At 68.0% G+C, this 23,663-nt stretch carries 31 protein-coding genes; 13 read left to right on the top strand and 18 right to left on the bottom strand.

Annotated elements, in window-relative coordinates:
* The first annotated feature begins 21 nt into the window (after positions 1-21).
* Together E0H45_RS42470 and E0H45_RS15925 are read left to right on the top strand one after the other, a co-directional pair.
* Positions 22-174, top strand: a complete 153-nt coding sequence (locus E0H45_RS42470) for a hypothetical protein (RefSeq protein WP_165546484.1) — start codon at positions 22-24, stop codon at positions 172-174.
* Positions 171-1,253, top strand: coding sequence for an NAD(P)/FAD-dependent oxidoreductase (locus E0H45_RS15925; protein WP_131338117.1), 1,083 nt, complete (start codon positions 171-173; stop codon positions 1,251-1,253). Before E0H45_RS42470 ends, E0H45_RS15925 begins: the two co-directional genes overlap by 4 nt.
* Before the next feature lie 16 nt (positions 1,254-1,269).
* On the opposite strand, the gene E0H45_RS15930 is transcribed toward E0H45_RS15925, so the two are convergent.
* Both E0H45_RS15930 and E0H45_RS15935 read right to left on the bottom strand, forming a co-directional pair.
* Positions 1,270-1,659: an inositol monophosphatase family protein gene (locus E0H45_RS15930; RefSeq protein ID WP_131338118.1), complete on the bottom strand. Its 390-nt coding sequence runs from the start codon at positions 1,657-1,659 to the stop codon at positions 1,270-1,272.
* 69 nt (positions 1,660-1,728) lie between these two features.
* Positions 1,729-2,313, bottom strand: coding sequence for a TetR/AcrR family transcriptional regulator (locus tag E0H45_RS15935; protein WP_131338119.1), 585 nt, complete (start codon positions 2,311-2,313; stop codon positions 1,729-1,731).
* Positions 2,314-2,446: 133 nt separating this feature from the next.
* Here E0H45_RS15935 and E0H45_RS15940 point away from each other — a divergent pair, with 133 nt between their 5' ends.
* From E0H45_RS15940 to E0H45_RS15950, 3 genes are read left to right on the top strand one after another with little or no spacing between them, the layout of a single operon-like run.
* Complete coding sequence (locus tag E0H45_RS15940; protein WP_131338120.1) at positions 2,447-3,025, top strand: hypothetical protein; 579 nt, start codon at positions 2,447-2,449, stop codon at positions 3,023-3,025.
* Position 3,026: 1 nt separating this feature from the next.
* Positions 3,027-4,505, top strand: a complete 1,479-nt coding sequence (locus E0H45_RS15945) for a dihydrolipoyl dehydrogenase family protein (RefSeq protein ID WP_131338121.1) — start codon at positions 3,027-3,029, stop codon at positions 4,503-4,505.
* The gene (locus tag E0H45_RS15950; RefSeq protein ID WP_131338122.1) at positions 4,486-4,938 is read left to right on the top strand and encodes a GNAT family N-acetyltransferase; all 453 of its coding nucleotides are present in this window, start codon (positions 4,486-4,488) and stop codon (positions 4,936-4,938) included. Before E0H45_RS15945 ends, E0H45_RS15950 begins: the two co-directional genes overlap by 20 nt.
* Here E0H45_RS15950 and E0H45_RS42880 read toward each other — a convergent pair.
* From E0H45_RS42880 to E0H45_RS15965, 3 genes are all read right to left on the bottom strand, one after another.
* Positions 4,935-5,168, bottom strand: a complete 234-nt coding sequence (locus tag E0H45_RS42880) for a hypothetical protein (protein WP_202872360.1) — start codon at positions 5,166-5,168, stop codon at positions 4,935-4,937. The two genes, E0H45_RS15950 and E0H45_RS42880, sit on opposite strands and share 4 nt — an antisense overlap.
* A gap of 105 nt (positions 5,169-5,273) precedes the next feature.
* Complete coding sequence (locus E0H45_RS15960; RefSeq protein WP_131338123.1) at positions 5,274-5,576, bottom strand: hypothetical protein; 303 nt, start codon at positions 5,574-5,576, stop codon at positions 5,274-5,276.
* Positions 5,573-6,370 (bottom strand): helix-turn-helix domain-containing protein, encoded by a 798-nt coding sequence (locus E0H45_RS15965; protein ID WP_238155031.1) that lies wholly within the window; start codon positions 6,368-6,370, stop codon positions 5,573-5,575. The genes E0H45_RS15960 and E0H45_RS15965 overlap by 4 nt, the downstream gene beginning before the upstream one ends.
* 88 nt (positions 6,371-6,458) lie before the next feature.
* On the opposite strand from E0H45_RS15965, the gene E0H45_RS15970 reads away from it, so the two are divergent.
* Complete coding sequence (locus E0H45_RS15970) at positions 6,459-6,884, top strand: Ohr family peroxiredoxin (RefSeq protein WP_238155032.1); 426 nt, start codon at positions 6,459-6,461, stop codon at positions 6,882-6,884.
* A gap of 1 nt (position 6,885) precedes the next feature.
* Here E0H45_RS15970 and E0H45_RS15975 read toward each other — a convergent pair whose 3' ends face one another.
* The 3 genes from E0H45_RS15975 to E0H45_RS15985 form a co-directional block, all read right to left on the bottom strand.
* The gene (locus E0H45_RS15975) at positions 6,886-7,503 is read right to left on the bottom strand and encodes an HAD family hydrolase (RefSeq protein ID WP_131338125.1); all 618 of its coding nucleotides are present in this window, start codon (positions 7,501-7,503) and stop codon (positions 6,886-6,888) included.
* Between the two features lie 126 nt (positions 7,504-7,629).
* Positions 7,630-7,974, bottom strand: a complete 345-nt coding sequence (locus E0H45_RS15980) for a VOC family protein (protein ID WP_131338126.1) — start codon at positions 7,972-7,974, stop codon at positions 7,630-7,632.
* A gap of 91 nt (positions 7,975-8,065) precedes the next feature.
* Positions 8,066-8,434: a MerR family transcriptional regulator gene (locus E0H45_RS15985; RefSeq protein ID WP_131338127.1), complete on the bottom strand. Its 369-nt coding sequence runs from the start codon at positions 8,432-8,434 to the stop codon at positions 8,066-8,068.
* A gap of 51 nt (positions 8,435-8,485) precedes the next feature.
* On the opposite strand from E0H45_RS15985, the gene E0H45_RS15990 reads away from it, so the two are divergent.
* Entirely contained in the window at positions 8,486-9,289 is an 804-nt protein-coding gene (locus E0H45_RS15990; protein ID WP_131338128.1) for an alpha/beta hydrolase family protein, read from the top strand.
* A 2-nt stretch (positions 9,290-9,291) separates the two neighbouring features.
* Here E0H45_RS15990 and E0H45_RS15995 read toward each other — a convergent pair whose 3' ends face one another.
* From E0H45_RS15995 to E0H45_RS16030, 8 genes are all read right to left on the bottom strand, one after another.
* Entirely contained in the window at positions 9,292-11,652 is a 2,361-nt protein-coding gene (locus tag E0H45_RS15995) for an ATP-binding cassette domain-containing protein (RefSeq protein ID WP_131338129.1), read from the bottom strand.
* Positions 11,653-11,756: 104 nt separating this feature from the next.
* On the bottom strand, positions 11,757-12,167 hold the full coding sequence (locus E0H45_RS16000) for a VOC family protein (protein WP_131294643.1): 411 nt from the start codon (positions 12,165-12,167) through the stop codon (positions 11,757-11,759).
* A 10-nt stretch (positions 12,168-12,177) separates the two neighbouring features.
* Positions 12,178-12,621 carry a helix-turn-helix transcriptional regulator gene (locus E0H45_RS16005; protein WP_131338130.1) on the bottom strand — a complete coding sequence of 148 codons (444 nt, stop codon included), beginning with the start codon at positions 12,619-12,621 and terminating at the stop codon, positions 12,178-12,180.
* 55 nt (positions 12,622-12,676) lie between these two features.
* Complete coding sequence (locus E0H45_RS16010) at positions 12,677-13,462, bottom strand: hypothetical protein (protein ID WP_131338131.1); 786 nt, start codon at positions 13,460-13,462, stop codon at positions 12,677-12,679.
* Between the two features lie 57 nt (positions 13,463-13,519).
* Entirely contained in the window at positions 13,520-13,741 is a 222-nt protein-coding gene (locus E0H45_RS42885) for a mycothiol transferase (RefSeq protein WP_202872361.1), read from the bottom strand.
* Positions 13,738-14,745, bottom strand: a complete 1,008-nt coding sequence (locus E0H45_RS42890) for an endonuclease/exonuclease/phosphatase family protein (RefSeq protein ID WP_131338133.1) — start codon at positions 14,743-14,745, stop codon at positions 13,738-13,740. Before E0H45_RS42890 ends, E0H45_RS42885 begins: the two co-directional genes overlap by 4 nt.
* 58 nt (positions 14,746-14,803) lie before the next feature.
* Entirely contained in the window at positions 14,804-16,414 is a 1,611-nt protein-coding gene (locus tag E0H45_RS16025) for a hypothetical protein (RefSeq protein WP_131338134.1), read from the bottom strand.
* A gap of 73 nt (positions 16,415-16,487) precedes the next feature.
* Positions 16,488-17,474 carry an NAD(P)H-binding protein gene (locus tag E0H45_RS16030; protein WP_131338135.1) on the bottom strand — a complete coding sequence of 329 codons (987 nt, stop codon included), beginning with the start codon at positions 17,472-17,474 and terminating at the stop codon, positions 16,488-16,490.
* A 71-nt stretch (positions 17,475-17,545) separates the two neighbouring features.
* Here E0H45_RS16030 and E0H45_RS16035 point away from each other — a divergent pair, with 71 nt between their 5' ends.
* From E0H45_RS16035 to E0H45_RS16055, 5 genes are all read left to right on the top strand, one after another.
* Positions 17,546-18,502: a helix-turn-helix domain-containing protein gene (locus tag E0H45_RS16035; protein ID WP_131338136.1), complete on the top strand. Its 957-nt coding sequence runs from the start codon at positions 17,546-17,548 to the stop codon at positions 18,500-18,502.
* A 10-nt stretch (positions 18,503-18,512) separates the two neighbouring features.
* On the top strand, positions 18,513-18,932 hold the full coding sequence (locus tag E0H45_RS16040) for a VOC family protein (RefSeq protein ID WP_131338137.1): 420 nt from the start codon (positions 18,513-18,515) through the stop codon (positions 18,930-18,932).
* Between the two features lie 2 nt (positions 18,933-18,934).
* Entirely contained in the window at positions 18,935-19,720 is a 786-nt protein-coding gene (locus E0H45_RS16045) for an alpha/beta fold hydrolase (protein ID WP_131340463.1), read from the top strand.
* Between the two features lie 9 nt (positions 19,721-19,729).
* Complete coding sequence (locus E0H45_RS16050; protein WP_131338138.1) at positions 19,730-20,605, top strand: AraC family transcriptional regulator; 876 nt, start codon at positions 19,730-19,732, stop codon at positions 20,603-20,605.
* Between the two features lie 69 nt (positions 20,606-20,674).
* Complete coding sequence (locus tag E0H45_RS16055) at positions 20,675-21,436, top strand: SDR family NAD(P)-dependent oxidoreductase (protein WP_131338139.1); 762 nt, start codon at positions 20,675-20,677, stop codon at positions 21,434-21,436.
* A gap of 6 nt (positions 21,437-21,442) precedes the next feature.
* Here the strand turns inward: E0H45_RS16055 and E0H45_RS16060 are convergent, their stop codons facing one another.
* Positions 21,443-22,243, bottom strand: coding sequence for a MerR family transcriptional regulator (locus E0H45_RS16060; RefSeq protein WP_131338140.1), 801 nt, complete (start codon positions 22,241-22,243; stop codon positions 21,443-21,445).
* 80 nt (positions 22,244-22,323) lie between these two features.
* On the opposite strand from E0H45_RS16060, the gene E0H45_RS16065 reads away from it, so the two are divergent.
* On the top strand, positions 22,324-22,644 hold the full coding sequence (locus tag E0H45_RS16065) for a nuclear transport factor 2 family protein (protein WP_131338141.1): 321 nt from the start codon (positions 22,324-22,326) through the stop codon (positions 22,642-22,644).
* On the opposite strand, the gene E0H45_RS16070 is transcribed toward E0H45_RS16065, so the two are convergent.
* Positions 22,634-23,602 carry a small ribosomal subunit Rsm22 family protein gene (locus tag E0H45_RS16070; protein ID WP_131338142.1) on the bottom strand — a complete coding sequence of 323 codons (969 nt, stop codon included), beginning with the start codon at positions 23,600-23,602 and terminating at the stop codon, positions 22,634-22,636. The genes E0H45_RS16065 and E0H45_RS16070 overlap by 11 nt on opposite strands.
* Positions 23,603-23,663 lie beyond the last annotated feature (61 nt).

The following is a 23,663-nucleotide window of genomic DNA, read 5'->3' on the forward strand; positions in this document are numbered from 1 at the left end:
ATGCGCTCGACGATTAATGACATGTTGCTCGCAGTACTCATCACGGCCGGATCCATCGGCCTCCTCGTTGCGGTGGGGTGGCTCGCCGACAACCTCCTCGGCGGCCACGCTGATCGCTGGGCAAAAACCCTTGTGAACAAGAGCGATGCGGACGAGCCGGAGCGTCGGCGATGAAGGTCGCTGTCATCGGAGTGGGCATCCTCGGAGCCAGCGTGGGCTGGAACTTGTCTCGGCTCGGCGCCACGGTGATCTTCATCGACGCGGACCAGCCGGGCGAAGGCGTCACGAACTGGTCGTTCTCGTGGGTCAACGCCAGCAACAAGACCGCACGCAAGTCCTACTTCGACCTGAACGTCGCGGGCATGGCTGCGTACCGTGAACTCGCCGACGCCATCGGACCAGACTCATGGTGGTACCCGAACGGCCACCTGCGCTGGGCAGACGATCCGGCACAGCTCCTGAAGACAGCAGATCTGCTGGCCGACTGGGACTACCGGGTTGAGGTGCACACAGGAGCCGAGGTACGCCGCCACCTCGAACCCGCGGTCGCGATACCCGACGAGGCTCCTGTCGTGTTCTACCCCGACGAAGCCTGGGTGCACGGACGTCAACTCGTCGGCCGTTTGGTCGGCCACGCCGTCGCATCCGGCGCTGAGCATCGCTTCGGCACCGCTGTCCGTGAGATCGTTGCCGACGGCAGCATCCGGACTGTTGCGCTGTCCGATGGGACCCGTCTCGACGTCGACGTCGTCGTGAACGCGGCCGGCCCCAGCGCCGCCCACATCGCCGGGCTCATCTCACGGCGCTTGCCGATGCGACGCGAACCCGGCGTCGTCACGCGGCTCAGCTGTGCTCGGGTCCCGGTTCACCGGGCCATGCACGCGCCCCACATCGAGATCCGCCCTGACGGCAAGGACTCGGTGGTCCTCCACAGTCGCGAGATCGACGCGCTCATCGACACCGGCGAAGATCCTGCCGAGCTCGCCCGGCGGCTGCATCAAGCGGCCCGGTCCGTCGTACCCGAGCTGAGCAGCTCCCGCATCTCACAGACACGGGTCGTCGAACGGCCGATCCCGATCGACGGATTCCCCTCGGTGGGAGCCGTTCCGTCGGTACCGGGGTACTACGAGGCCGTATCCCACAGCGGCATCACACTCGGACCAGTGATCGGTCGGTTGCTCGCGTCGGAGATCGTCGCTGGGAAGCGAGACGAGATGCTCGCGGACTTTCGCCCGGAACGGTTCGTTCCGTAACGCCGGATGTGCTCTGTCAGGGATGCAATGGGTAGCGCAGAGCGGACAGTAGATGGTCGTGGAGCCCGGCGTTCGAGTACAGGCCGCCGCCCTGGTCGCCCAAGTTGCCGCCGGCGGGGTCCGTGAAACGGCCGCCGTCCTCTTCGACGATCAAGATCCACGGGGCGTGATCCCACTTGTGGTAGCGCTCGACCAGGAACGCGTCGATCTCCCCGTGGACGAGTTCGATCAGCGGCAGCGGGCTCGACGGTGGGCGAGCTGACGGAAGGCGGTCGTTGTCCAGAGCAACCAGTACGGTGCTTTCCGGCGACGCTGTCGTACTCACCTGGAGACGGCATGCATCGTCACGTGGCCAGGACGACTCGAACGCACCGCCGCCTCGCGTCGCCCACCAGCACCGACCCAGTGCGGGACCTGAAGATCCCCATCCATCCCGGCCGACCCTAACAGCCGGCTTAAGAGTGGCCCGAGGACGCTATCCGAGAGCCTTTTGGCCTTGTTCTTCGCGGCTGCGGTAGGTGAGGAGACCTTCTACTCCGCGGAGGAAGGTTTCGCAGACGGGCTTGGGGTCGGTCAGGCAGCCGGCGGCCATGGCGCCGTCTCGGAGCATGACGAAATGGCGGGCCGCGGGTTCTGGATCGATCTTCCCGAGACCAGTGAAGAGTTCAGCCATCGTCCACAGGAACCACTGCCGGTGCTTGAGGACCGCCTGGTGCACGGCGAACGCCGGGTCCGGGTACTCGGCGGCGGCATTGAGGAACGCGCAGCCTCTGAAGCCGGGACTCTGGATGTCGTCGGCGATCGAGCGGCTGACAGCTCGAATGATGTCGGCCGGGCTCGCGTCCTGCGCTCGCGCGGCGTTCAGCCGCGCCCGGATCGCGTCGTCGGCCTCTGTCAGGTACGCGACGATCAGGTCGTCCTTGCTCGGGAAATGCCGGTACAGCGTCGCGCGTGTCACCTGCGCCTCGGCGATGACGCGGTCGACACCGACAGCGCGAATGCCTTCGACGTAGAAGAGCCCAGTGGCCGTGCTGAGCAGTCGCGACCGTGCCTCCGACATACCGCCTCCCCTTCCGAACTCGTCAACGACTCCGACATTAGCAGATAGAACGATCGGTCTTGACAACGGGAGACAGCTTGCGGCACGCTCCAGGTGTACCGATCGTTCTATCTACCTTGATGAGAGGCACCTGGTGTCCAGTTCCTATGCAGCCACTGCCGGTCCGGTGGCCGGCGCCGCCGACAGTACGAAGGCCCTGCGCACGCTGTACTACGTCCGCTTCGGGTTCGCGATCGTCTGGGCGGTCCTGATGATGGCGATCGCCAAGAAGATCAACCCGGGAGCAACCGCTCTCTTGGTGATCTACCCGCTGTTCGACGTCGCGGCGGCGGTCGTCGACTTCCGTTCCTCGGGTACGACGCGCCCGAAGGCGCCGCTCTACGTCAACATGGTGTTGAGCCTGCTCACCGCCATCGGGCTGGCCGTCGCGGCTGGGTCCGGCATCCCGAGCGTGCTGCGGGTGTGGGGCGCCTGGGCGATCACCGCGGGCATCGTCCAGCTGGTCGTCGCGATCCTGCGCTACCGGCTCGGTGGTCAGTGGGCGATGATCCTGAGCGGCGGAATCTCGGTCCTCGCCGGCGGCAGCTTCATCGTGATGGCCGGTGGTGCGAAGGCCTCGCTAACCAGCGTTGCCGGGTACGCGATCCTGGGCGGCATCTTCTTCCTGATCTCCGCGATCCGTCTGCAGCGCCTTGCCGCGAAGGTGAACTGATATGACGGAGAAGCTCTTCGACGTCGTGATCATCGGCGCCGGACCGGTCGGTGAGAACGTCGCGGACCGAGTGGTGCAGGGCGGCCTGACCGCCGCGATCGTCGAACACGAACTCGTCGGCGGCGAGTGCTCGTACTGGGCCTGCATGCCGACCAAAGCCCTGCTCCGCGACGCCGCGGCCCTACGCGCCGCGCGCGCATTGCCGGCCGCCGGCCGAACCGTCACCGGCGACCTTGACCCGGCCACGGTGCTCGCCCGGCGGGACCGATTCGCCTCCAACTGGAGCGAGTCGGGCCAGGTCGAGTGGCTGAACCATGCGGGGATCAACCTCGTCCGCGGACACGGACGCATCACCGGGACCCGTACCGTCACTGTCACCCAAACGGACGGTACGACGACCACCGTGCAAGCACGCCACGCGGTCGTGATTGCCACCGGCAGCAGCGCCCACGTGCCGCCCATCCGCGGGCTGGCCGACGTGGCACCGTGGACGAGCCGCGAGGCAGCCGCCGTACAGAACATCCCGACGAGGTTGGCCATCATCGGTGGCGGAGTCGTCGGCTCCGAGATGGCCACCGCCTTCAGTGCGCTCGGCTCGCAGGTGACGCTCGTTTCTCAGAGCCGGCTGCTGCCCGGAGTGGAGCCGTTCGCCAGTGATCAGGTGGCGACCGCTCTCCGTACGGCGGGTGTGTCGCTTCATCTGGACGTCGAGGTCACTGAGGCTCATCGGGACTCCGGCGCCGTGTATCTGGCCCTCTCCGACGGCGCGACCGTCGAAGCCGACGAGGTTCTCGTCGCAACGGGACGGACGCCCAAGACGAAGGACCTCGGCTTGGATCACGTCGGCCTCACTCCGGGAGACTGGCTGCGTGTCGATGACGCCCTGGCCGTTGTCGACGATGGCGGCGATCGTGTCGGCGATGGTTGGCTGTACGCCGCTGGCGATGTGAACAAGCGTGTCCTCCTCACCCATCACGGCAAGTACCAGGGTCGCGCTCTCGGTGACGCGATCGCCGTACGAGCGCGTGGCGAGGAGCCCGACCTGAGTCCGTGGGGGCGCCACGCGGTCACGGCCGACGAACGTGCCGCCACGCAGGTGATCTTCACCGATCCCGAAGTCGCCGCGGTCGGCCTGTCCGCCGAAGCCGCAGCGGCCGCCGGCAGGAACATCCGGGTCGTCGACTACGACCTCGGAGCGGTCGCCGGTGCGGCTCTGCATGCGGACGACTACCGCGGGCAGGCGCGGATGGTCGTCGATGCCGACCGCAACATCCTGATCGGGTTCACCGCGGTCGGCCCCGACGTCGCCGAACTGCTGCAGGCGGCAACGATCGCCATCGCCGGTGAAGTACCGGTGGATCGCCTCTGGCACGCGGTCCCGGCGTACCCGACGATCAGCGAGATCTGGCTCCGTCTGCTCGAGACCGACAGGGGGTCCAGTGCCGTGAAAGACTCGGGTCGTGCGGATCAGTCAGGCTGATGCAGATGATGTTGCGGGCCTCGCGCGGCTGCTGTGGTTGAACAGCAGTGACGAGGAGCTGGAGGAGCGGGCGTTCGACGCTTTCGCAGTCGAGTTCGGGCATTGGTGGGCCGCTCGCGAGGACATGCACGTGGCATACGTCGCGCGGCTCGATCGGGCCGAGATCGTCGGCATGGCCTGGGTTGCGCTCGTTCCGCGGCCTCCGAGACCTGGGGCGACCAGCCGGATGTCCGCGGACATCCAGAGCGTCTTCGTCATGCCCGACGCGCGAGGCCGAGGCATCGGCTCGGCGCTCGTGAAAGCTGCCACGGAGCATGCGTCACGCGCTGGCGCCCTACGCGTGACGGTCCACTCAGGCCGCAAGGCAGTCCCGGTGTACGAGCGCCTGGGCTTCGAGTCATCCCAACAGCTCCTGCAGCACACCCAGGACTAGACGCGCGTCGCCTTCCACACCTCCACGCTGGGCCAGGTGGAGACCCACTCCGGGGTGACATACCCGTAGTCCGACCGAGCATCGGCCGATACGACGAACTCGGTCAGCTCGTCGACTGCGAATCCGGAGTCGCGCAGGAAGACGAGTCGACCGCCGGGCCGCAGCAGTCGGGCGGCTTCGGGGATCCACAGCACGGGGTCACACCAACTGCTCGCGACGTCAGGCAGCACGTTCAAGCCGTAGCTTTCCGGAACTTTTCCGTCATCTGCTGCCGAAGAAGTTCCGGAAAGGGAGCGACCTGGTCGCAAGCGGTCGATTGGCGACGACTCCCAGGACTACGCGGTGGCGAAGACGTTCGCGAGGGTTGCGGCGAGGTGGTGGTAGTCGGCTTTGAGGGGGCCGGCGAGGGTCGGGTCGGGTTCGAAGGTGTTGAGGAGGCCTTTGGCCAGGTCGTTGGTGCGGGTGTTGACGTCTGCACTGCGGTCGTTGCGGCGGTGGAAGGACTGCCAGCGGCGTACGGCGACTGCGAGGGTCTCATCGACGGTTTCGGGGCGCACGACCGGTGAGCCGGACTCGCAGAGTTCCACGAGGGCGGCGCGGGCGGCGTCCAGGACGGCCTGGTCCAGGGCGGCAGTCATTGCGTCTTGGACTGTGCCAGGGCGCGTAGGCGTTCGGTGCTGATGGCGTCTGTGGGGAGGAAGGTTTCGATGGCCAGGTTGGCGGCTGTTACTTCCAAGGGGGCGCCGAGGGTGGCTATCAGGGTGAAGAGGCGGACGGGGCCCAGGCGGGTCTGGAGGTCCAGGGTGACCATTGGCTGTTGGGACAGGCCCGTGATCGGCTTGTCGGGGAGGTAGGGCTCGAGTTCTTCGAGGAGGTCCGCCAGCGGTTTGTCGGCGGTGTCGCGGCTCTTGCGTTTGAGTTGGTGGATGAGCGGGACGCTGCACGCCGCGGTCATGGACGAGATGCTGGGGAGGCCGCCGGGGTGGAGCGCCAGGCGCAGCATGTTCATCGGCGGCTTCAGGAGTTCGGGGTCGACGCCGTCCCAGAGCAGCGACGCGGCGTCGTTCGCGTCGATGAGGTTCCAGAGGCCGTCGACGATCAGCGCCGGGTTCGGCAGGTGCGCGTCGAGGAGCTGGTGCAGCGGTTCGCGGAGCGGGAGCATCGCGTCGGAGTGGTACGGCTCGTCGAGGTACCGCGGCGCGAACCCACCCGCGAGCAGCAGCCGGTTCTGTTCGGCCAGCGGCAGGTCGAGATGGTTCGCGAGATGGAGCAACAGTTGCCGGCTCGGTTGCGCGCGGCCCGTCTCCACGAAGCTCAGGTGCTTGGTCGACACCTCGGAATCGAGCGCCAACTCGAGCTGGCTCAGCCTCCGGTGCGTCCGCCAGAAGCGAAGCAACTCCCCAGCGGTCTGCGGCTCTTCCAGCACGGTCACAACATCAGCGTACGGCGGGCGCACGCCGCGCATCCATTAACAAGGAGGTAATTGAGCCACTCCCCCATCGCCCCGGATCGTTGTCCGCATGAACACAACCACGATGAACCCCACCTACACAGCCGTCGCGACCTCGTCCGGACGCGACGCCCGCGCCGTCACCGCCGACGGGCAACTGGACGTCCAACTCGCCCTCCCGAAGGAGCTCGGCGGCACCGGCGACGGCCTCAACCCCGAACAACTGCTCGCCGCGGGCTGGGCCGCCTGCTTCTCCACAGTGCTGGACCGCATCGGCCAGACCCAGAACCTCGACGCCAAGGACGTTGCGGTGACCGCCGAGGTCAGCCTCGTCCCCACCGGCCAGAGGTTCACCCTGGCCGCCGTACTCCGGATCGAACTCCCCGACCACCTCCACGGCGAACCCGGCCGCCAACTGATCGAAGCAGCCCACAACATCTGCCCCTACTCCCGCGCCACCCACGGAAACATCCCGGTAGAGATCGTCGTCGAATGAGCTAGGCAGCCGTGATGCCGTGCTTGGTCAAGAGGGTGTGGAGGGTCGGGTGGCCTTGGGTGAAGTCCCATTGTTCGGCGTGGAGGCCGGCGGTGCGGGCGCCGGTGATGTTCTTGGCCATGTCGTCGATGAACAGGATCGAGTCCACCTCGGCACCGATGCGCTCGGCGGCGCGGGTGAAGAAGGCCGGGTCGGGTTTCGCGACGCCGAGGTCGTACGAGTAGCAGCTGACGTCGAACAGGTCGTCGTACCCGAGCACCTCGCGCATGTGCGCACCGCGGTAGCACTCCTGGTTGGTGCCGAGGTGTACGCCGTACCCGTTGCGCTTCAGGGTCCGCACGATGCCGAGTGACTCCTCGATCAGCACGATGTTCTTCCACACCGCGTCGTACACCTCGGTCGCCGGTGTGCTCACGCCGTACTTCTCCAGCGACGCCGCGAGCACCGGCAGGTAGTCACCACGCCCGGCGAGCATCGGCAGCTCGTCGGACCAGGTCTCGTGGAGGAAGTCCTTGGCCCGGTCGCCCAGATACGGCTCCATGGCCGCGTACCAACCGCCAGGAAGATCCTGCAGTACGCCGTCAGCGTCGAACAGCACGTGCCGGATCGGGTCGCCCATGCACCAGATCATGCCCTAGCTGCTCGCTCACGCACACGGGGATTTCCTCGACGCCGACGGGCTCCTCCGGCTTCCGGGGTACGCCGAACAGCGCCGCGCGGTACTCCTCCGGGACGTGGCACATGATCAGGACGGGTCCTGGAGGATGCCGAGGACGTTGCCGTCAGGATCGGTGAGGGTGGCGACGAGCCGCCCGGCGCCGACGTCCTTCGGTGCGTCCTTGAGCGTGCCGCCGGCCTCGGTGATCTCCTTGATCTTGGCCTCGATGTCGGTCACGTGCCAGTACGCGATCGGCGAGGTCATGTCGCTGTTCGGGACCAGCCCGATCTGCTGGCCTTCGGCCTCGTACCCGACGTAGTACGGCGAGTCGGCCATCGGTTCGACACCGAGCAGAGCGGTGTACACCGGCTTGGCCTTCTCGAGGTCGGTCACGGGGTGCAGGATGGTGTTGACGCCTTGCGTGCCAGTCATTTCGTCTCCCATTTTCTGGGGCGTTCTGCCCCTGACGTTCAGTGACTCTCACGCTATTCCGGGCGGCTTCCGGGTGCTTCTCGATTCCTGATCAGTTGCGGCAGCGCTCACCGGTGCGCAGGTTTCGCCCGGCGTTGGCCATCACTTTGTCGAGCCGGTCCCGCGCGCTCACCAGGTCCTCGATGTGCTGGTCGATCCGGTCCCGTTCGACGGCGAGGCCGTCCAGCAGCTCCGGTGTGGCGTCACCGTCCACGACGCAGGGCAGCAGCGAGACGATCGCCTTGCTCGACAGGCCGGCCGCGTACAGCTGCTGGATCAGCTCGACGCGATCGACCGCGTCGTCCGGGAACTGCCGCTGGCCGCTGGTACTGCGTTCCGGCGCGAGCAGTTCCTGCTCCTCGTAGTACCGCAGGGCCCGCACACTCACCCCGGTCCGCTCGGCGAGTTCGCCGATCCGCATCCAACTGCTCCCTTGCCTCTGACGTCAACGTGAGGTTTTAGCGTACGAGACATGAACAAGGTGATCTCGATCAAGCCGGTGCCGCTCGGCGGCGAACTGCAGGCGCGTGTGACGGCGCCGGTGGAGCGCGACGGCGCACTGCCCGTGGTGGTCTTCTCCCACGGATATGGCTCCTCGATGGAGGCCTACGGTCCGCTGACGGACTACTGGGCTGCGCACGGACTCGCCGTCGTGCAACCGAACCACACCCACGACACGGACCCGCAGGGCTGGCGGATGCGCGTGGACGACGTACGGCGCGTGCTCGACCAGCTCGCCCTGGTCGAAGCGGGCTTCACTGTCGACCGCGATCGCATAGCCGTGGCGGGCCATTCGTTCGGCGGCCAGACCGCGGGCAACCTGCTCGGCCTGCAGGTCCGCGACCCCGAGACTGGTACCGAGACCGCCCTGTCGGACACACGCGTGAAGGCGGGCGTGCTCCTCGCGACCGCGGGACGAGGGACCGAGCTCACGCCGTACGCCGCTGAGCACTACCCGTTCATGAACCCGCGCTTCGACCGCATGCGCACACCCGCGCTCGTCGTTGCCGGGGACAACGACAACTCACCGCTCTCGACCCGCGGGCCGGAGTGGATGACGGATCCGTACCACCTGAGCCCAGGCCCGAAGAGCCTGCTCATGGTGCCCGGCGGAGAGCACTCGCTCGGCGGAATCCCGGGGTACGACGCCCGGGAGACCACCGACGCGAGTCCGGAACGGCTCGACCTGGTCCGGCGCGTGACGCTGGCGTATCTGCAGCACGCGCTAGGGATCGACGACACGGCCTGGAAGAGTGCGGACGTCGAGTCCAAGTAGCGTCAGGCGACGTACTCCGCGAGATGCTTCCCGGTCAGCGTCTTCGGCTTCTTGATCAGGTCGGCCGGAGTGCCTTCGAACACCACCTTGCCGCCGTCGTGGCCGGCGCCGGGACCGAGGTCGATGATCCAGTCGGCGTGGGCCATGACGGCCTGGTGGTGCTCGATGACGATGACCGATTTGCCGGAGTCGACCAGACGGTCCAGGAGAGCGAGGAGCTGCTCGACGTCGGCCAGGTGCAGGCCGGTGGTCGGCTCGTCGAGGACGAGGATGCCGCCCTTCTCCCCCATGTGCGTGGCCAGCTTCAACCGCTGCCGCTCACCGCCGGACAGGGTCGTCAACGGCTGCCCTAGCGACAGGTACCCGAGCCCGACGTCGGCCAGGCGCTCCAGGATCTTCTCCGCGGCCGGCGTCTTCGCCGCACCCTCGGCGAAGTACGTCAACGCCTCCGACACCGGCATCGCGAGCACCTCGGCGATATTCTTCCCGCCGAACTTGTACTCCAGTACGGCGGCCTGGAACCGCTTCCCTCCGCACTCCTCGCACGGGGCCTCGACGGTCGCCATCACGCCGAGCTCGGTGTAGATCACGCCGGCGCCCTTGCACGCCGGGCAGGCACCCTCGGAGTTCGCGCTGAACAGCGCCGGCTTCACGCCGTTCTCCTTCGCGAACTCCTTCCGGATCGGGTCCAGCAGGCCCGTGTACGTCGCCGGGTTGCTCCGCCGCGACCCGCGAATCGCGCCCTGATCGATCGCCACCACGTCCTCGAGATCGGCGACCGACCCCTGGATCAGCGAACTCTTCCCGGACCCGGCGACCCCGGTCACCACCACCAGAACACCGAGCGGTACGTCGACATCCACATCCTGCAGGTTGTTCGTCGAGGCTCCGCGGATCTCCAGCGCGCCCGAGCCGGACCGTACGGACGACTTGACCGAGGCCTTGTCGTCCAGGTGCCGCCCGGTCAAGGTGCCGCTGGTGCGCAGCTTGGCGAGCGTTCCCTCGAACACGACCTCGCCGCCGCCGGAGCCCGCGCCGGGACCGAGGTCGATGACGTGGTCGGCGATCGCGATCGTCTCCGGTTTGTGCTCCACGACGAGGACGGTGTTGCCCTTGTCGCGCAACTGCAGCAGTAGTTCGTTCATCCGCTGGATGTCGTGCGGGTGCAGGCCGATCGTCGGCTCGTCGAACACGTAGGTGACGTCGGTCAGCGACGATCCGAGGTGGCGGATCATCTTCGTCCGCTGCGCCTCGCCGCCGGACAGCGTGCCGGCCGGCCGTTCCAGTGACAGGTACCCGAGGCCGATGTCGACGAACGCGTCGAGTGCGTCGCCCAGCGCCTTCAGCAGCGGCGCGACCGACGGCTCTTTCAGGCCGCGGACCCAGGCGGCCAGGTCGGTGATCTGCATCGCGCACAGGTCCGCGATGTTCTTGCCCTTGATCTTCGAGGCCCGTGCCTCGGCGCCGAGCCGGGTGCCCTCGCAGTCCGGGCAGGTCGTGAACGTCACCGCCCGCTCGACGAAGGCGCGGATGTGCGGCTGCATGGCGTCGACGTCCTTGGACAGCATGGACCGCTGGATCGCCGGGATCAGACCAAGGTAGGTCAGGTTGATGCCCTCGACCTTGATCTTGGTCGCTTCCCGGTACAGCAGGTCGTGCAGTTCCTTCTTGGTGTACTTCTTGATCGGCTTGTCCGGGTTGAAGTACCCGGCGCCGCGGAAGATCCGCCCGTACCAGCCGTCCATGCTGTAGCCGGGGATCGTCAGCGCGCCCTCGTTCAGCGACTTGTTCTCGTCGTACAGCGCGGTCAGGTCGAAGTCCGTCACCGCGCCCATGCCCTCGCACCGCGGGCACATGCCGCCCGCGTACACCTGCTCGCGGACGACCTTCTTCTCCCCGGCGCCCTTGTCGGCGGTCATCGAACCGGTCGCGGTCCGCTTCGGGACGTTGAACGAGTACGCCGTCGGCGGGCCGGCGTTCGGTTTCGCGATCCGGCTGAACAGGATCCGGAGCATCGCGTTCGCGTCGGTCGCCGTACCGACAGTGGAGCGCGGGTTGGCTCCCATCCGCTCCTGGTCGACGATGATCGCGGTGGTCAGGCCGTCGAGTACGTCGACCTCCGGGCGAGCCTGGTTCGGCATGAAGCCCTGGACGAACGCGCTGTACGTCTCGTTGATCAGCCGCTGCGACTCCGCCGCGATGGTGCCGAACACGAGCGAGCTCTTGCCCGAACCCGACACCCCGGTGAACGCGGTCAGCCGGCGCTTCGGGATCTCGACGCTGATGTCCTTCAGGTTGTTCACCCGGGCCCCGGTCACCCGGATCAGGTCGTGGCTGTCGGCAACGTGTTCCTCGGAGCTCATCCACGTCCTCGCTTCGCTCCGGGCGCGGATGAGGCACGGAGGGCGCTGTGCTTGGTGATGAACTCGCTGCGCTCGTTCATGCTCTTACCTCTCGGCGAAGGGGCTCAGGATGCCTGGTTGATTCGGATGTGGTTCCCGGCCGGGTCCCGGAACGCGCAGTCGCGGACGCCGTACGGCTGGTCCACCGGTTCCTGGATCACCTCGGCGTCGGTCGCCTGCAGCCGCTCGAACAGGCCGTCGATGTCGTCGGTCTGGAGCACCACGGTGGCGTACGTGCCCTTCGCCATCATCTCGCCGATCGTGCGGCGCTCGTCCTCGGTGATGCCGGGGTCGGCGAACGGCGGGCAGAGCACGATCCCGGTGTCCGGCTGGCCGGCCGGACCGACGGTGATCCAGCGCATGCCGCCGTACCCGACGTCGGTGCGGACCTCGAAGCCGAGGATGTCGCGGTAGAACTTCAGCGACTCCTCGGGGTCGGTGTGCGGCAGGAAGCTGGCCAGAATCTTGATCTCCATGGGCGTCAACCTAGCTGCCGGACGTAGGAGATGCTTCTCGATTCCTGATCGGTCGCGTGACCTGTTTCGCGACACACGACGGGATCCCGAGCGTGGCGTCGCCGGCGTTGTCCTTGTAGACGCTCGGCGGCATCCCGACCAGCTCGGTGAACCGGGTGCTGAACGTGCCCAGCGACTGGCAGCCGACCGCGAAGCAGACATCGGTGACGCTCATTCCGCCGCGCCGCAGCAGCATCATCGCCCGCTCGATCCGCCGGGTCATCAGATACCCGTACGGCGACTCTCCGTAAGCGCGCTTGAACTCGCGGCTCAGGTGCCCGGACGACATGTGCGCGCCCCGCGCGAGCGCCTCGACGTCCAGCGGCTGCGCGTACTCCCGGTCGATCCGGTCCTTCACACGGCGCAGCCGCGCCAGGTCCTGCAGGCGCTGTTCCTCCGTCGTACCGCTACTCACCGTAGGAATCCTGCCATGTCAGCCGACCGAAGTCATCCGCCCGCCGGCCGCCTCGCTAACGAGTGTGTGGCGAGGTGCTGGTCACCTTCGCTGCGCCGGTCGACGGACCGGCGCTCGCCGGCCGTTCGGCCGCACCGTCGGTTCGCTCGCCTGCCGCTGCTCCGCGCGGCGCAGGTTGCGCCCCGAGAGTGTGCTGAATGCTCCGGGCAAGCTCGCTGTCCGGGCGTGCGGCAAGGCCGGCGTTCACTGCCTGCACACCGGCATCGGCCGTCGCGTACCCGAGGCGGTAGGCGAAGTTCTGGTCGGCGATGGCTTCGTTGCCGGCTACCTGCGGGTTCCCGTACCGGCCGTCGAGCAGGTGCTGGCTCATGGCGTTGCGCACGTCGCTGACCAGCTCCGGGTCCGGGTGGTGCCAGCGTTCGCCGCGCTCACCCGGATCGGCGGAGGTGACGATGGAGCTGGCCGCGGACTCGAGAGTGCGGTCGATGTCGCCGCGGGCCATCTCCGCGCGGACGTTCGGCAGGAACTCGGTGTTGTCGATGTGGTATCCGACGCGTCCCTTGTCGATGTACTCCTCGGCGAGCCGCTGGGCGAACCCGTCAGCCAGGTCGCCGAGCTTGCCCTTCGGGAGGTCGGCCCAGCGTTCGTTGGTGGAGTTGCGCCATCCCATGCTCGCCGCGGCGCTCGCGTTCATCACGGCGTCGGACCAGTTGACGTCCTGCCCGTTCTGCTCGTAGGCACGAAGCTGCATGGTCGCTCCGGTGGCGTCGAGCGCTCGGCGCCACCAACCGTCGTCGGAGGGATTGCGGTACGAACCTGTCTCGGGGTTCGGCTGCGACATCGGCGTCCTTGTCTGGTCCCGGCGGATGGGCGACGACAAGATGTCACACGGGTGGGGTCAGCGGCCGGTGGTGCCGTCGAGTTGTTCGCGGATGATGTCGGCGTGGCCGGCATGGCGGGAGGTTTCGCCGATCACGGCGAGGATCGCCCAGCGGAGATTGTGCGTCGTGCCGTTGCGGGTCACCGGGGCGTCGGTCTCGCTGAGGCCGGCCAGCTTCTTCAGTACGCCGGCGCGCAGGCCGTCGAGGGTGGCTACCAGTTGCTCGAGTTCGGTCGTCACACGCAGGGTCCGATCGTCGAGACGAGACCATGATGGTCCGACTGCGGAATCGGGTACCAGTCGTTGTCGTCGGAGCACCAGCCGGGCGGCACGAACAGGTGGTCGATCCGGACCAGCAGCGCCTCCCACTTGCCGATCTGCGACGGGCGGCCCCAGCTGTCGAGCATTGCGTCGTCGAGGTGCTCGGTGAGGATACGGTAGTCGCGGCCGCGGTCCGTGGTGTTCAGATCGCCCGCGACCACGACGGGGCGGTCGTCGTCGCGTGCGATGCGGGTGGCGAGCTGCTCGATCAGCCGGTGATGCCCGGCGACGGTCGTCTCGTACGGCATCCCGTTGTCCGTCGACGTGGCGTACGTCGACCCGCTCGACGTCCACCACGGCCGCGGCACGTGCGCCGCGATCAGGTCGAACTCGCCTGACGGCGCGTGCACCCGGAGCACGAACCCGGGCAGATCCGGGCCGGTCGGCTCGAGGACGGTCAGCGGCCAGCGGCTGAACACGCCGATCGACGGGCCCGTCCACACGGCGACGTGCTCCGGGTACGACTCGGACAACCGTTGCGTCAGCGGCTGGCCGATCTCGGAGACGACGAGTACGTCGGCCTTGAGCGCGAGCAGGTTGTCCGCGCCGTCGAGCTCACCGCTGCCGATATTGGCGGCGGCGATCCGCACGGCGCGACTCCTGTCCACGGTGCCGGTGCCATGCGGGACCCACGGCCCGAGCGTAGCGACGATCCCGACCAGAAGCGTCGACATGGCGAACACAACCGCCACCCGGCGCCGCCTGCGCATCAAGGCACGACGGCCGGGTGGGACAAGCCGGGCGCCCACTGCGCCCGCGACGACAAGGGCGACGACGACGGTGGCGATAACAGCCAGTGGCAGGACGATCGCAATCACGTCGGTGACCATGCCGAACCGGTCGCGCAGCACGAACCATGCCCATGGCAACAGTCCGGCGATCACGACCCCCACCCACCGCCGCCGCAGCGGCTCCCCCTCCACCTCACCAGGCTATGTCAGGACACGAAATGCGTGCCCTTCTGTTGCAGGTATGTCGCGGTCATCGGGCTCCCCAGTTGAGGTACGCGACGTTGGCCAGCAACCAGCCGAACCCGATCGCTTGCTGTCCGTCGCGTTCCGGTGTCGGCTGGTAGCGGTTGTAGAGCGCGAGACAGTGCGCGTGGACCTGGGGGTCCCACGGGCTCACCTGCATCCAGCGCGGGGCCTGGTGCGCGACCGAGGCCGCGCCGATCGCGGTGCCCGCGACGGTCGTGTGTACGGCGGGGAGGCCGTCGGCGTCGGTCGTCGCGACGTTCTGGGTGAACGTACGCGCGAGCCGCTCCATGTCCCGGCCGGTGAACGCGAGCCGCGCACGGAACGCCCGGACGGCGAACTCGACGTCGATCGCACCGTGGCTGATGTCCTCGAACTGCCGTGCCGGTCCACCCGACGGCGTGAAGATCGAGAGATCGCTCTCCGGGTCTCCCGTCTTCGTGAACCCCTCGTAGATGCGGCCGCCCGCCGGCCAGTAATGCCATAGGTAGGCGTCACCAGCGTCGGGTGTGAGTTGGCCGGTGAGCATCCGCCCCAGCGCGGCGACCTTCCGCCGGTAACCGCTCTCTCCGGTTGCCAGCGCGAGTTCGACGAGCGTCTGCCCGAGGCCGACCGACTGGTTGATCGGCTGCTCGCATCCGTCGTACGGGAGCGGCTGTCCCTTCGGCCAGATCAGGTGACCGCCGTCCTGGTCGCTCTCGTACTCCCAGTCGTGCACGGCGACCGCCTCGCGACAAGCCGTGAGGTACTCGGCCGCCTTCGGCTGGTAGCGCCGACGGAGAACCGGGGAGCCGGCGACGATCCGGACGAAGCTCGCGATCGGGTACGTGATCATCCCGGTGTGAACCGCGAAGATCACCGGCTTGCAGTGCATCTCATAGGTGCCGAGGCGCGGTACGTCGCCCGCGCGCGGTGTCGGCCGCCGATCGTCGGCGGTGAGCTGGAGCGGTCCGGGTGTGGCTGCGTAGATGCGGCTCACGGCGTAGTCGGGGCTGGCCGGATCCAGAGAGAGGTCGGAGAGCGTGACCGTGCGGTTCACGAATGTATTGACGAGTTGGACGGTGAACGTGTCCGGACGTGTTCCGGCGGTGACAGTGACCGTGGTGTCCTCGGCGTACGACAGCGCTTCGCGGAGGTCGAGCAGCGGCTGACCGTTGCTGTCGGCAAGGGTCGCGTAGCCGGTCGTGTACGGGTGGTCGGCTCGCCAGGCGGGGAGCGAGAGGCCGCGGTAGTCCGTGACGCCGCGTTCGCTGTCGCGGACCGCGAGGACCTTGTCGACGTTGTCGATGAGGCGGTCCAGGTAGTAGGTGTCGCGGTACTTCTCGTACATGCGGACCAGACCGAGCAGCACGTACGACTGACTCCAGGCGAGCATGCCGGACCGGCCGTCCCGGTTCGTGTTGTCGTTCGGCTGGTCCGGCTGCCCAGGCCCACCTTCCTGAAACAGCCGGTCCCAGTCATCGAACGTCTTACGGGCCGTGTAGTCGATGTCAGCGGTGCCGCGGGCGTAGGCCGGGAACGCGGAGAGAGCGCTCCCCGCCGTTCCCGCGACAGCCCCGGCGGCCGTCAGCCGGAGGAAGTCACGGCGAAGAAGATTGCTGTGGGGAATGTCGGGCATGGGCGGCCTCCAGCTCTTCAAGGGCGGTATCGAAGAACACAGCAGGCGCAACATTCTCCCGCAGGGAAGCGATTTACGGCAGGTCGAGTGTCAGCGGTAAATCCTTGAGGAAGTCGACGGCGTGGAACATCGCGCCCGCCGACGCCACCCCGGACGACCGCGTCTCGCCGGCGAGGATCCGGCGTACCGCACCGACCGCGAGCGGCGCCGAGATCGCGTAGATGTCCTGCCCGGTCGCTGTCGCCCGCCGCTCCTCGCCGCCGGTCCGCACCCGGACATCCACCACGAACGTCTGGTCCGACCGGCCTTGCTCGTCGACCGCAGCCGGTGCCGGCGTGTCCGAGTTCGCGAGATCACCGGCGGCTTCGAGCGTCATGTAGGTGCGGACCTCGGGTACGGCGATGTGCGTCGGGATCGTGATCACGTCGGCCATCGTGAACTCGGCGATCACGCGGCGCCGGCCGAGCGGATCCGGGAACGTCCAGTCCTCCTGGACCGGCTGGTCCTGGTGATACTGCAGACTGCCGCCGCTGAACCGCACCCGCTGCCCGTTCCGCCGGTCGTGCGAAACCTGACCTGCGGCACGCGTCCCCGGCGTGGGATGCCAACTGCTCAGCCCATAAGCCACCTGCACCTCGTCGGCACTGGTCCGCTCCCCCAGTGCCGCGGTCGTCAGCAGGTCGCCGAGTCCGCCGTAGAACGCCATCGCCGGGATCACCGGGAGAGCGCTCTGTCTGGCGAACGTCGACACGTTCGCCTCGAGCTCGGCCGCGACGTCGACGTACGGGATCCCCGCGCGGGCGGCCGCGTCGATGATCGGGTCGGCGGTCGTGGCGAACGGCCCGGCGGCGTTGATCACGGCCGCAGCGTTCTTCAGCGCGAGGTCGAGTGCCTGTGGGTCGTCGACGGCGGCCGGGCGGACGTCGAGGTCTCCCCATTGCGCGGTGAGGGCCGCGGCGTTGCGTCCGGAGACAGCGGTGGGAAGGTTCTGCCGGAGGAGTTCCTCGACGACGAAGCGGCCGGTGTGACCGGTGGCGCCGTACACCACGATTGCGTTCATGGCACGAGTCTCGCCGGTTTCCACCCACCGGCGTGAGAGTCCGGAACGACACCATCCGTACACTTTCGGACATGCACACCGTCGCACTCGCCACCGTCGGACACCTGCTCCACTTCGAGCTCGGGATCGCGTACGAGATCTTCGGCAATCCACCGCTCGGAGTCGACGAGTGGTACGACGTACGCCTGTGCGGACCGCGGCCGGTACAGGTCGGGCCGTTCGTGGTCGAGCCGACCGAGCCGCTCGACGCGATCACACGGGCCGACACCGTACTGGTGCCGGCGCTCGCGGATGTCGACGAGCCGGTGCCGGGCGAACTGATCGAGGCGGTGCGGGCGGCGTACGAGGCCGGGGCGCGGATCGCGTCGTTGTGCACCGGCGCGTTCGTGCTCGGTGCGGCGGGGCTGCTCGACGGTCGGCGCGCCACCACTCACTGGGGGCACGCCGACGTACTGAGCGCGCGGTACCCGGAGGCTGTTGTGGATCCGGACGTCCTCTACACGGACAACGGCAACGTGCTGACGGCGGCGGGGAAGGCTGCGGCGGTCGACCTGTGTCTGCACCTGATCCATCTCGACCACGGCGCGACGATCGCGAACACGGTCGCCCGGCGGCTCGTCGTACCGCCGCACCGGGCCGGCGGGCAGGCGCAGTTCGTGGCGACGCCGGTGCAGGTCAACGGCGATCACTCGCTCGCGCAGTTGCTGGCCTGGGCACAGGAGCGTCTGGACCAGCCGTTGACCGTCACGGATCTGGCGAAGCGCGCCAGCACCAGCCCGCGGCACCTCGGCCGGCAGTTCCGCTCGGTCACCGGCCAGACGCCACTCCAATGGCTCCTGACCCAACGCGTCCGACGGGCCCAGCAACTCCTCGAGTCCACCGACGACGGAATCGAAAAGGTTGCCGCCGCCACCGGTCTCGGAACCGCCACCACCCTCCGCCGCCACTTCCAACGCGTCGTCGGCGTACCCCCGAACACCTACCGCCGTTCGTTCCGCACCACTTCCCCTGTCCCAGAGACTGACTAGGGTTACCGCCATGGACACCTACCCGCGTCGCATGCATACCGCGCTCGACACGACGGACGGGCGTGGACTGGCCGAGTTCTACCGGGTGCTGCTCGGGCTGCGGTACCGGCCGGGGGACGAGCCGCCGGCGGACGGTACGGAGGACGATGCCAGCTGGCTCGTGCTCGTCGACGAGGACGGCGATCGTCAGTTGGCGATCCAGCAGGTCGATGAGCTGACGCCGTCCACCTGGCCGTCGCCCGACGTGCCGAAGCAGATGCACCTCGATTACGCCGTACCGTCGGTGGACGAACTTCATCGGCATCGCCAGCGGGCCGAGGAGCTCGGAGCCAGACTGCTGTACGACCGGACCGCCGACAAGGGCGAGCCGCTGTTCGTACTGGCGGATCCGGCAGGACATCCTTTTTGTCTACTGGTAGGAGAAGCGTGAGCATGCAGACTGGGTACGCCGACGTCAACGGGCTGCGCATGTACTACGAGGTGCATGGCGAGGGCGGTACGCCGTTGGTCCTGCTGCACGGCGGGCTGTTCAACATCGACCTGCAGTTCGGCGAACTGCTCGAAGGGCTGTCGGCCGGGCGAAGGGTCATCGCCGCCGACTTCCAAGGGCACGGGTACACGAACGACATCGACCGCCCGCTCGGTACGGCGGAGCTGGCCTCGGACGTGGTGGCGCTGCTGGCGCGTCTCGACGTACCGAAGGCCGACCTGTTCGGGTTCAGCGTCGGCGGCGCGGTCGCGCTGTACCTCGCGATCGAGTATCCGGAGCTGGTGCGGAAGGCGGTCATCTCGTCGGTGTCGTTCAACCCGTCCGGCGACCGTGCGGAGAACGCGGACGCGGTCGGCGCGATGAAGGTGGAGATGATCGCCGGTACGCCGATGGAGGCCGACTATCTGGCGAAGTCGCCGCACCCCGATCACGAGCACCTGCAGACTTTGCTCGACAAGCTCGGCACCTACGACCGCGGCATGAGCGGCTGGAGCGACGACGACATCCGCGGCATCGAGGCGCCCACGCTGCTGACGTTCGGCGACTCCGACGCGGTGAAGCTCGAGCACGTCGTCCGCTTCCACCAGCTCCGCGGCGGCGACGTCAACGGCGACTTCGTCGGCGTACCTGCCTCGCAGCTGGCGGTCTTCCCCGGTACGACGCACTTCACCGGTCTCGCCCGCACTCCCCTGGTCCTCGACACCGTCACCACCTTCCTCGACGCCTGACCAGTCGCTATGGATGCACTGGCGGAGCTGCGCGAGCTGATCGTCGACGCGGTCGGACGTGAAGACGCTGTCGACGGGCTGTTGCTGTCGGTGGTGACGGCGCCCACCCCGCCGACGTCCAGCCTGGCCTCGCCGACGTTCGCGCTGGTGGCTCAAGGGACCAAGCGGCTGGCGCTCGGGGAGCAGGTCTTCGAGTACGGCGCCGGCGACTACCTCGTCGTGTCGGTCGATCTGCCGGTCACGGGCCACTTCGTCGAGGCATCGCCCGATGCACCGTGCCTCGGTGTCGGTCTCGAGTTGAAGCCGGAGGTGATCGCCGAGCTGCTGCTCGACGCGGCGGAGAAGCCGGGCGTACCGGTCCGCGGTCTGACCGTGAGCCGCGCGTCAACGGAACTGGTCGACGCGGTCGTCCGCCTGCTCCGCCTGGTCGACGAACCCGAGGACGCGCCGGTGCTGGCGCCGCTCGTCCAGCGCGAGATCCTCTGGCGCCTGCTCCGCAGTCCACAAGGCGCCGCCGTACGCGACATCGGACTCGCCGACAGCAGCCTGTCGCACGTCGCGCGCGTCATCCGCTGGATCCGCGACCACTACACCGAGCCGTTCCGGGTCGAGGATCTCGCGGCGATGGCCGGCATGAGTACGTCGGCGTTCCACCGTCATTTCCGTACGGTGACCGAGCTGACCCCGATCCAGTACCAGAAGAAGATCCGCCTGCAGGAGGCGCGGCTGCGCGTGGTCGGCCTCGGCGAGGACGTGACGAGTGCCGGGTACGCCGTCGGCTACGACAGCCCGTCCCAGTTCAGCCGCGAGTACCGGCGCGAGTTCGGTACGCCGCCGAGTCGCGATCGAGCAGGATCAGGCAAGTCGTCGCGAGCATTGGCCTAACGCTTCACCTGCAATCGAACGTCTACTGGTCAGGTACCTGTTCCTGACCAGTAGGAGTTGTGCACGATCATGCATGTAGCTGTGATCACCGGCGGGAGTTCCGGCATCGGCCAGGCCGCGGCGTTCGAGCTCGCGAAACGCGGCACCGCCGTCGTCCTCACCTATCGCGGCAGTCGCGAACGCGGCCTGGAGACAGTCGAGCGGATCGAGAAGGACGGCGGTACGGCGGTCGCGCTCCCGCTGGACGTCGGCCGCCCCGACACGTTCATCGAGTTCCGCACCGCGCTGACCGACGTACTGCGGCGATGGAACCGCACGTCCTTCGACTTCCTCGTCAGCAACGCGGGCGTCGGGCAACCTCCGGTCCTGTTCGAGGACACGACCGCGGACCTGTTCGACCAGATGGTCAACGTCCACCTGAAAGGCCCGTACTTCCTCACCCAGACCCTCCTCCCGCTGATCGCCGACCACGGCTCGATCGTCTACACGACCAGTACGTCGGCGCTCGAGTCGGCGCGCCCGTCGCCCGGGTACTCCGTCTACGCGAGCGTGAAGGGCGCGCAGATCGTGCTCACCCGGTACCTCGCGAAGGAGCTCAGCGCCCGCGGGATCCGGGTCAACGCCGTCGCTCCCGGTGTGACTCGGACGCGTCTAGGCGACGACGCGTTCGCCCAGCACCCCGAGCTGATCCCGCCGATCGCCGAACGCACCGCGCTCGGCCGGATCGGTGAGTCCGACGACCTCGGCAAGGTCATCGCGTTCCTCGGCTCCCCCGACGCCGGCTGGATCACTGCCCAGACCGTGGAAGCCTCCGGCGGCTACGAACTCTGAGACTGCTCAGCTCACGCGGAAGACCGGCCAGGCGATGCCGGTGCGCCAGGCTCTCGGGTCCGGGTCGTCTCGCGGGCCGATCGAATACGTCTCCTGCACCGGGCCCGCAACGGCCAAGGCATGCTCGTGCACCCAGGTCGCGAGCCTGCCGTAGGTGACGTCGATGTCGTCGTGGGGTCCGTGGTGGACCGTGGCAGCGAGTTCGGCGGCGGGCAGTTCGACCGGGCGCACCCGGCCGTACGACGGCGCCTCGGCCACGGGGTAGTAGACCAGAACGGTCCCGCGGCCCTCGGCGAACAGTTCGTTGTCGTAGTGCCCGCCGGGCGGACCTGCCGGCTTGGCGACGGCAGCGTTCAGCTCGGCCATCGCGCCGTCGTACCACGGGAGAACCTCGTCGAGGCTCAGGATGTCGGTGATGCCGGCAACCAACGTGGCGGGCTGCGAGCGGAGCTCGACCTCGAGGTCTCCTGGAGCGGGCCGGAGGAGCCGTTGCAGCGAGGTCACGGCCGCTCGGGTCCGCTCGAGCGTCTCCTGCAGGCGTTCGAGGTGGACCGCGACGAGCTCCGCGCGCCGGTCCGGATCGTCGGTCGCGATGATTTTGCCGACGTCTGCCAGCGGTACGTCGAGCTCGCGCAACCGGTGGATGACTTGAGCGGACGGGATCTGCTCGACCGCGTAGTACCTGTAGCCGCTGGACGGGTCGACAGCCGCCGGCTCGAGCAACCCGTTCTCGTGGTACCGCCGCAGCGTGCGCACACTCAGATGCGTCGCCCGCGCGAACTCGCCGATCGTCAGTCCGCTCTGCACGGGGTTCAGCCTGCACCCTCCCCCGGGGAGAGAGTCAACTCCTTGCGTCTCCCCCACCGAGAGACCGCAGCATCGTCAGCATGCTGCCTGACACGATTACCAAGTACCTGATCAGCCACGTCGCCCGGAACGTCCCGGCGGCGATGCGCTGGTACGCCGATGACGCCGAGGTCACCGATGACGGCAAGACCTATCGCGGCCACGACGAGATCCGCGCCTGGCTGGCGAGCTCGGCCAGTGAATACAGCTACACGACCGAACTCACCAGCGCCCGGCAGGTCGACGAACAGACCTACGTCGCGACCCACCATCTCGAAGGCAACTTCCCGGGCGGCACCGCCGACCTGGATTTCACCTTCACCCTGATCGACGGACGGATCGCCCGGCTCGTCATCTCCTGATCGGGGGCGATTCGTCACCCCACGATGCGCCGCGAGCGGTCCGGTACGACGGAGAGGACTTCGGTACGACGACCCGCTCCGCCGTGCCGGCCGCGGTGCAGAGGTCGAGGACGACCTGACCCTTCCGACGGATCGGACGGGTCAGTACCCGCGCCGCGGCAGAGCGAACCGGGCACCGGGTCGCGACGACGTACGCGAACTTCTCGTCCTCGTAGTTGCGGGTGCCGTCCTTCATCACCCGGTGCAACTCGGTGCGTGCGAGGCGCGCGGCGAAGTGACACCAGTCGACCGGGCACGGCCCGTGGTGCGGACAGGGCGCCGCGATCGTGAATCCCTGCTCGATCAGGAGTTCACGAGCGTCGAGGGTACGGCGGTGACCGCTCGGGGTGCCTGGTTCGACGACGACGATCGTGGTCGCTGAGCGGGCCGCCGTGTGGATCAGGTCGTGGCGGCCGTCTGCGGCGAGCTCGTTCAGGACGTAGCCGATCGTGAGGACGTCGACCGGCTCGACCGGTGCGGATCTGGTCCAGTCGCGGAGGTCGGCGGATGTCCAGCGCCAGCTGGACGGGAAGTTGCCGGCGGCAAGTTGCTTGCCGAGGCGGATGGCGGCGGGCTGACGTTCGACGATCTCGGTCCTGATCGCCGGCCACAGCCAGGCAGCGGCCCACGCCGCGGATCCTGTCCCGCCACCGAAGTCCAGGTGCGTGGTGAAGGGCGAGTCGACGTGACGCCTGGCCATCGAGAGCACCGCGTGGAGTGCGCGGAAGGTCGCCGGCATCCGTACGACGGCGTAGGCGAGAGCATCGAGCGCGTCGCGTATCGCCGGGGCAGTGTCGTCGACCTGCTCGGTGCGGTAGCGGTGTGAGAGCGCGGCTACGCGGCCGCGGAGTTCGTGATGCGGTACGCCGGCGACGGCGCGCGCGAGGGCAGTATGCAGCTGAATGTCCACGGAGGACATGAGGGATCTCCGGTTCGATCGGCACGGAGTGCGCACCTGTTCGAGGGCGCACGTGACCCGC

Source organism: Kribbella soli (assembly GCF_004331345.1).
In the GTDB taxonomy this organism is placed as follows: domain Bacteria; phylum Actinomycetota; class Actinomycetes; order Propionibacteriales; family Kribbellaceae; genus Kribbella; species Kribbella soli.

Bases quoted from the DNA above. Each gene is read 5' to 3' on its own strand.
- E0H45_RS42470 (WP_165546484.1), top strand. From the start codon at position 22: ATGTTGCTCGCAGTACTCATCACGGCCGGATCCATCGGCCTCCTCGTT.
- E0H45_RS15925 (WP_131338117.1), top strand. From the start codon at position 171: ATGAAGGTCGCTGTCATCGGAGTGGGCATCCTCGGAGCCAGCGTGGGC.
- E0H45_RS15935 (WP_131338119.1), bottom strand. From the start codon at position 2,313: ATGTCGGAGGCACGGTCGCGACTGCTCAGCACGGCCACTGGGCTCTTC.
- E0H45_RS15945 (WP_131338121.1), top strand. From the start codon at position 3,027: ATGACGGAGAAGCTCTTCGACGTCGTGATCATCGGCGCCGGACCGGTC.
- E0H45_RS15960 (WP_131338123.1), bottom strand. From the start codon at position 5,576: ATGACTGCCGCCCTGGACCAGGCCGTCCTGGACGCCGCCCGCGCCGCC.
- E0H45_RS15970 (WP_238155032.1), top strand. From the start codon at position 6,459: ATGAACACAACCACGATGAACCCCACCTACACAGCCGTCGCGACCTCG.
- E0H45_RS15975 (WP_131338125.1), bottom strand. From the start codon at position 7,503: ATGGGCGACCCGATCCGGCACGTGCTGTTCGACGCTGACGGCGTACTG.
- E0H45_RS15980 (WP_131338126.1), bottom strand. From the start codon at position 7,974: ATGACTGGCACGCAAGGCGTCAACACCATCCTGCACCCCGTGACCGAC.
- E0H45_RS15985 (WP_131338127.1), bottom strand. From the start codon at position 8,434: ATGCGGATCGGCGAACTCGCCGAGCGGACCGGGGTGAGTGTGCGGGCC.
- E0H45_RS15990 (WP_131338128.1), top strand. From the start codon at position 8,486: ATGAACAAGGTGATCTCGATCAAGCCGGTGCCGCTCGGCGGCGAACTG.
- E0H45_RS15995 (WP_131338129.1), bottom strand. From the start codon at position 11,652: ATGAGCTCCGAGGAACACGTTGCCGACAGCCACGACCTGATCCGGGTG.
- E0H45_RS16000 (WP_131294643.1), bottom strand. From the start codon at position 12,167: ATGGAGATCAAGATTCTGGCCAGCTTCCTGCCGCACACCGACCCCGAG.
- E0H45_RS16010 (WP_131338131.1), bottom strand. From the start codon at position 13,462: ATGTCGCAGCCGAACCCCGAGACAGGTTCGTACCGCAATCCCTCCGAC.
- E0H45_RS16025 (WP_131338134.1), bottom strand. From the start codon at position 16,414: ATGCCCGACATTCCCCACAGCAATCTTCTTCGCCGTGACTTCCTCCGG.
- E0H45_RS16030 (WP_131338135.1), bottom strand. From the start codon at position 17,474: ATGAACGCAATCGTGGTGTACGGCGCCACCGGTCACACCGGCCGCTTC.
- E0H45_RS16035 (WP_131338136.1), top strand. From the start codon at position 17,546: ATGCACACCGTCGCACTCGCCACCGTCGGACACCTGCTCCACTTCGAG.
- E0H45_RS16040 (WP_131338137.1), top strand. From the start codon at position 18,513: ATGGACACCTACCCGCGTCGCATGCATACCGCGCTCGACACGACGGAC.
- E0H45_RS16045 (WP_131340463.1), top strand. From the start codon at position 18,935: ATGCAGACTGGGTACGCCGACGTCAACGGGCTGCGCATGTACTACGAG.
- E0H45_RS16050 (WP_131338138.1), top strand. From the start codon at position 19,730: ATGGATGCACTGGCGGAGCTGCGCGAGCTGATCGTCGACGCGGTCGGA.
- E0H45_RS16055 (WP_131338139.1), top strand. From the start codon at position 20,675: ATGCATGTAGCTGTGATCACCGGCGGGAGTTCCGGCATCGGCCAGGCC.
- E0H45_RS16065 (WP_131338141.1), top strand. From the start codon at position 22,324: ATGCTGCCTGACACGATTACCAAGTACCTGATCAGCCACGTCGCCCGG.
- E0H45_RS16070 (WP_131338142.1), bottom strand. From the start codon at position 23,602: ATGTCCTCCGTGGACATTCAGCTGCATACTGCCCTCGCGCGCGCCGTC.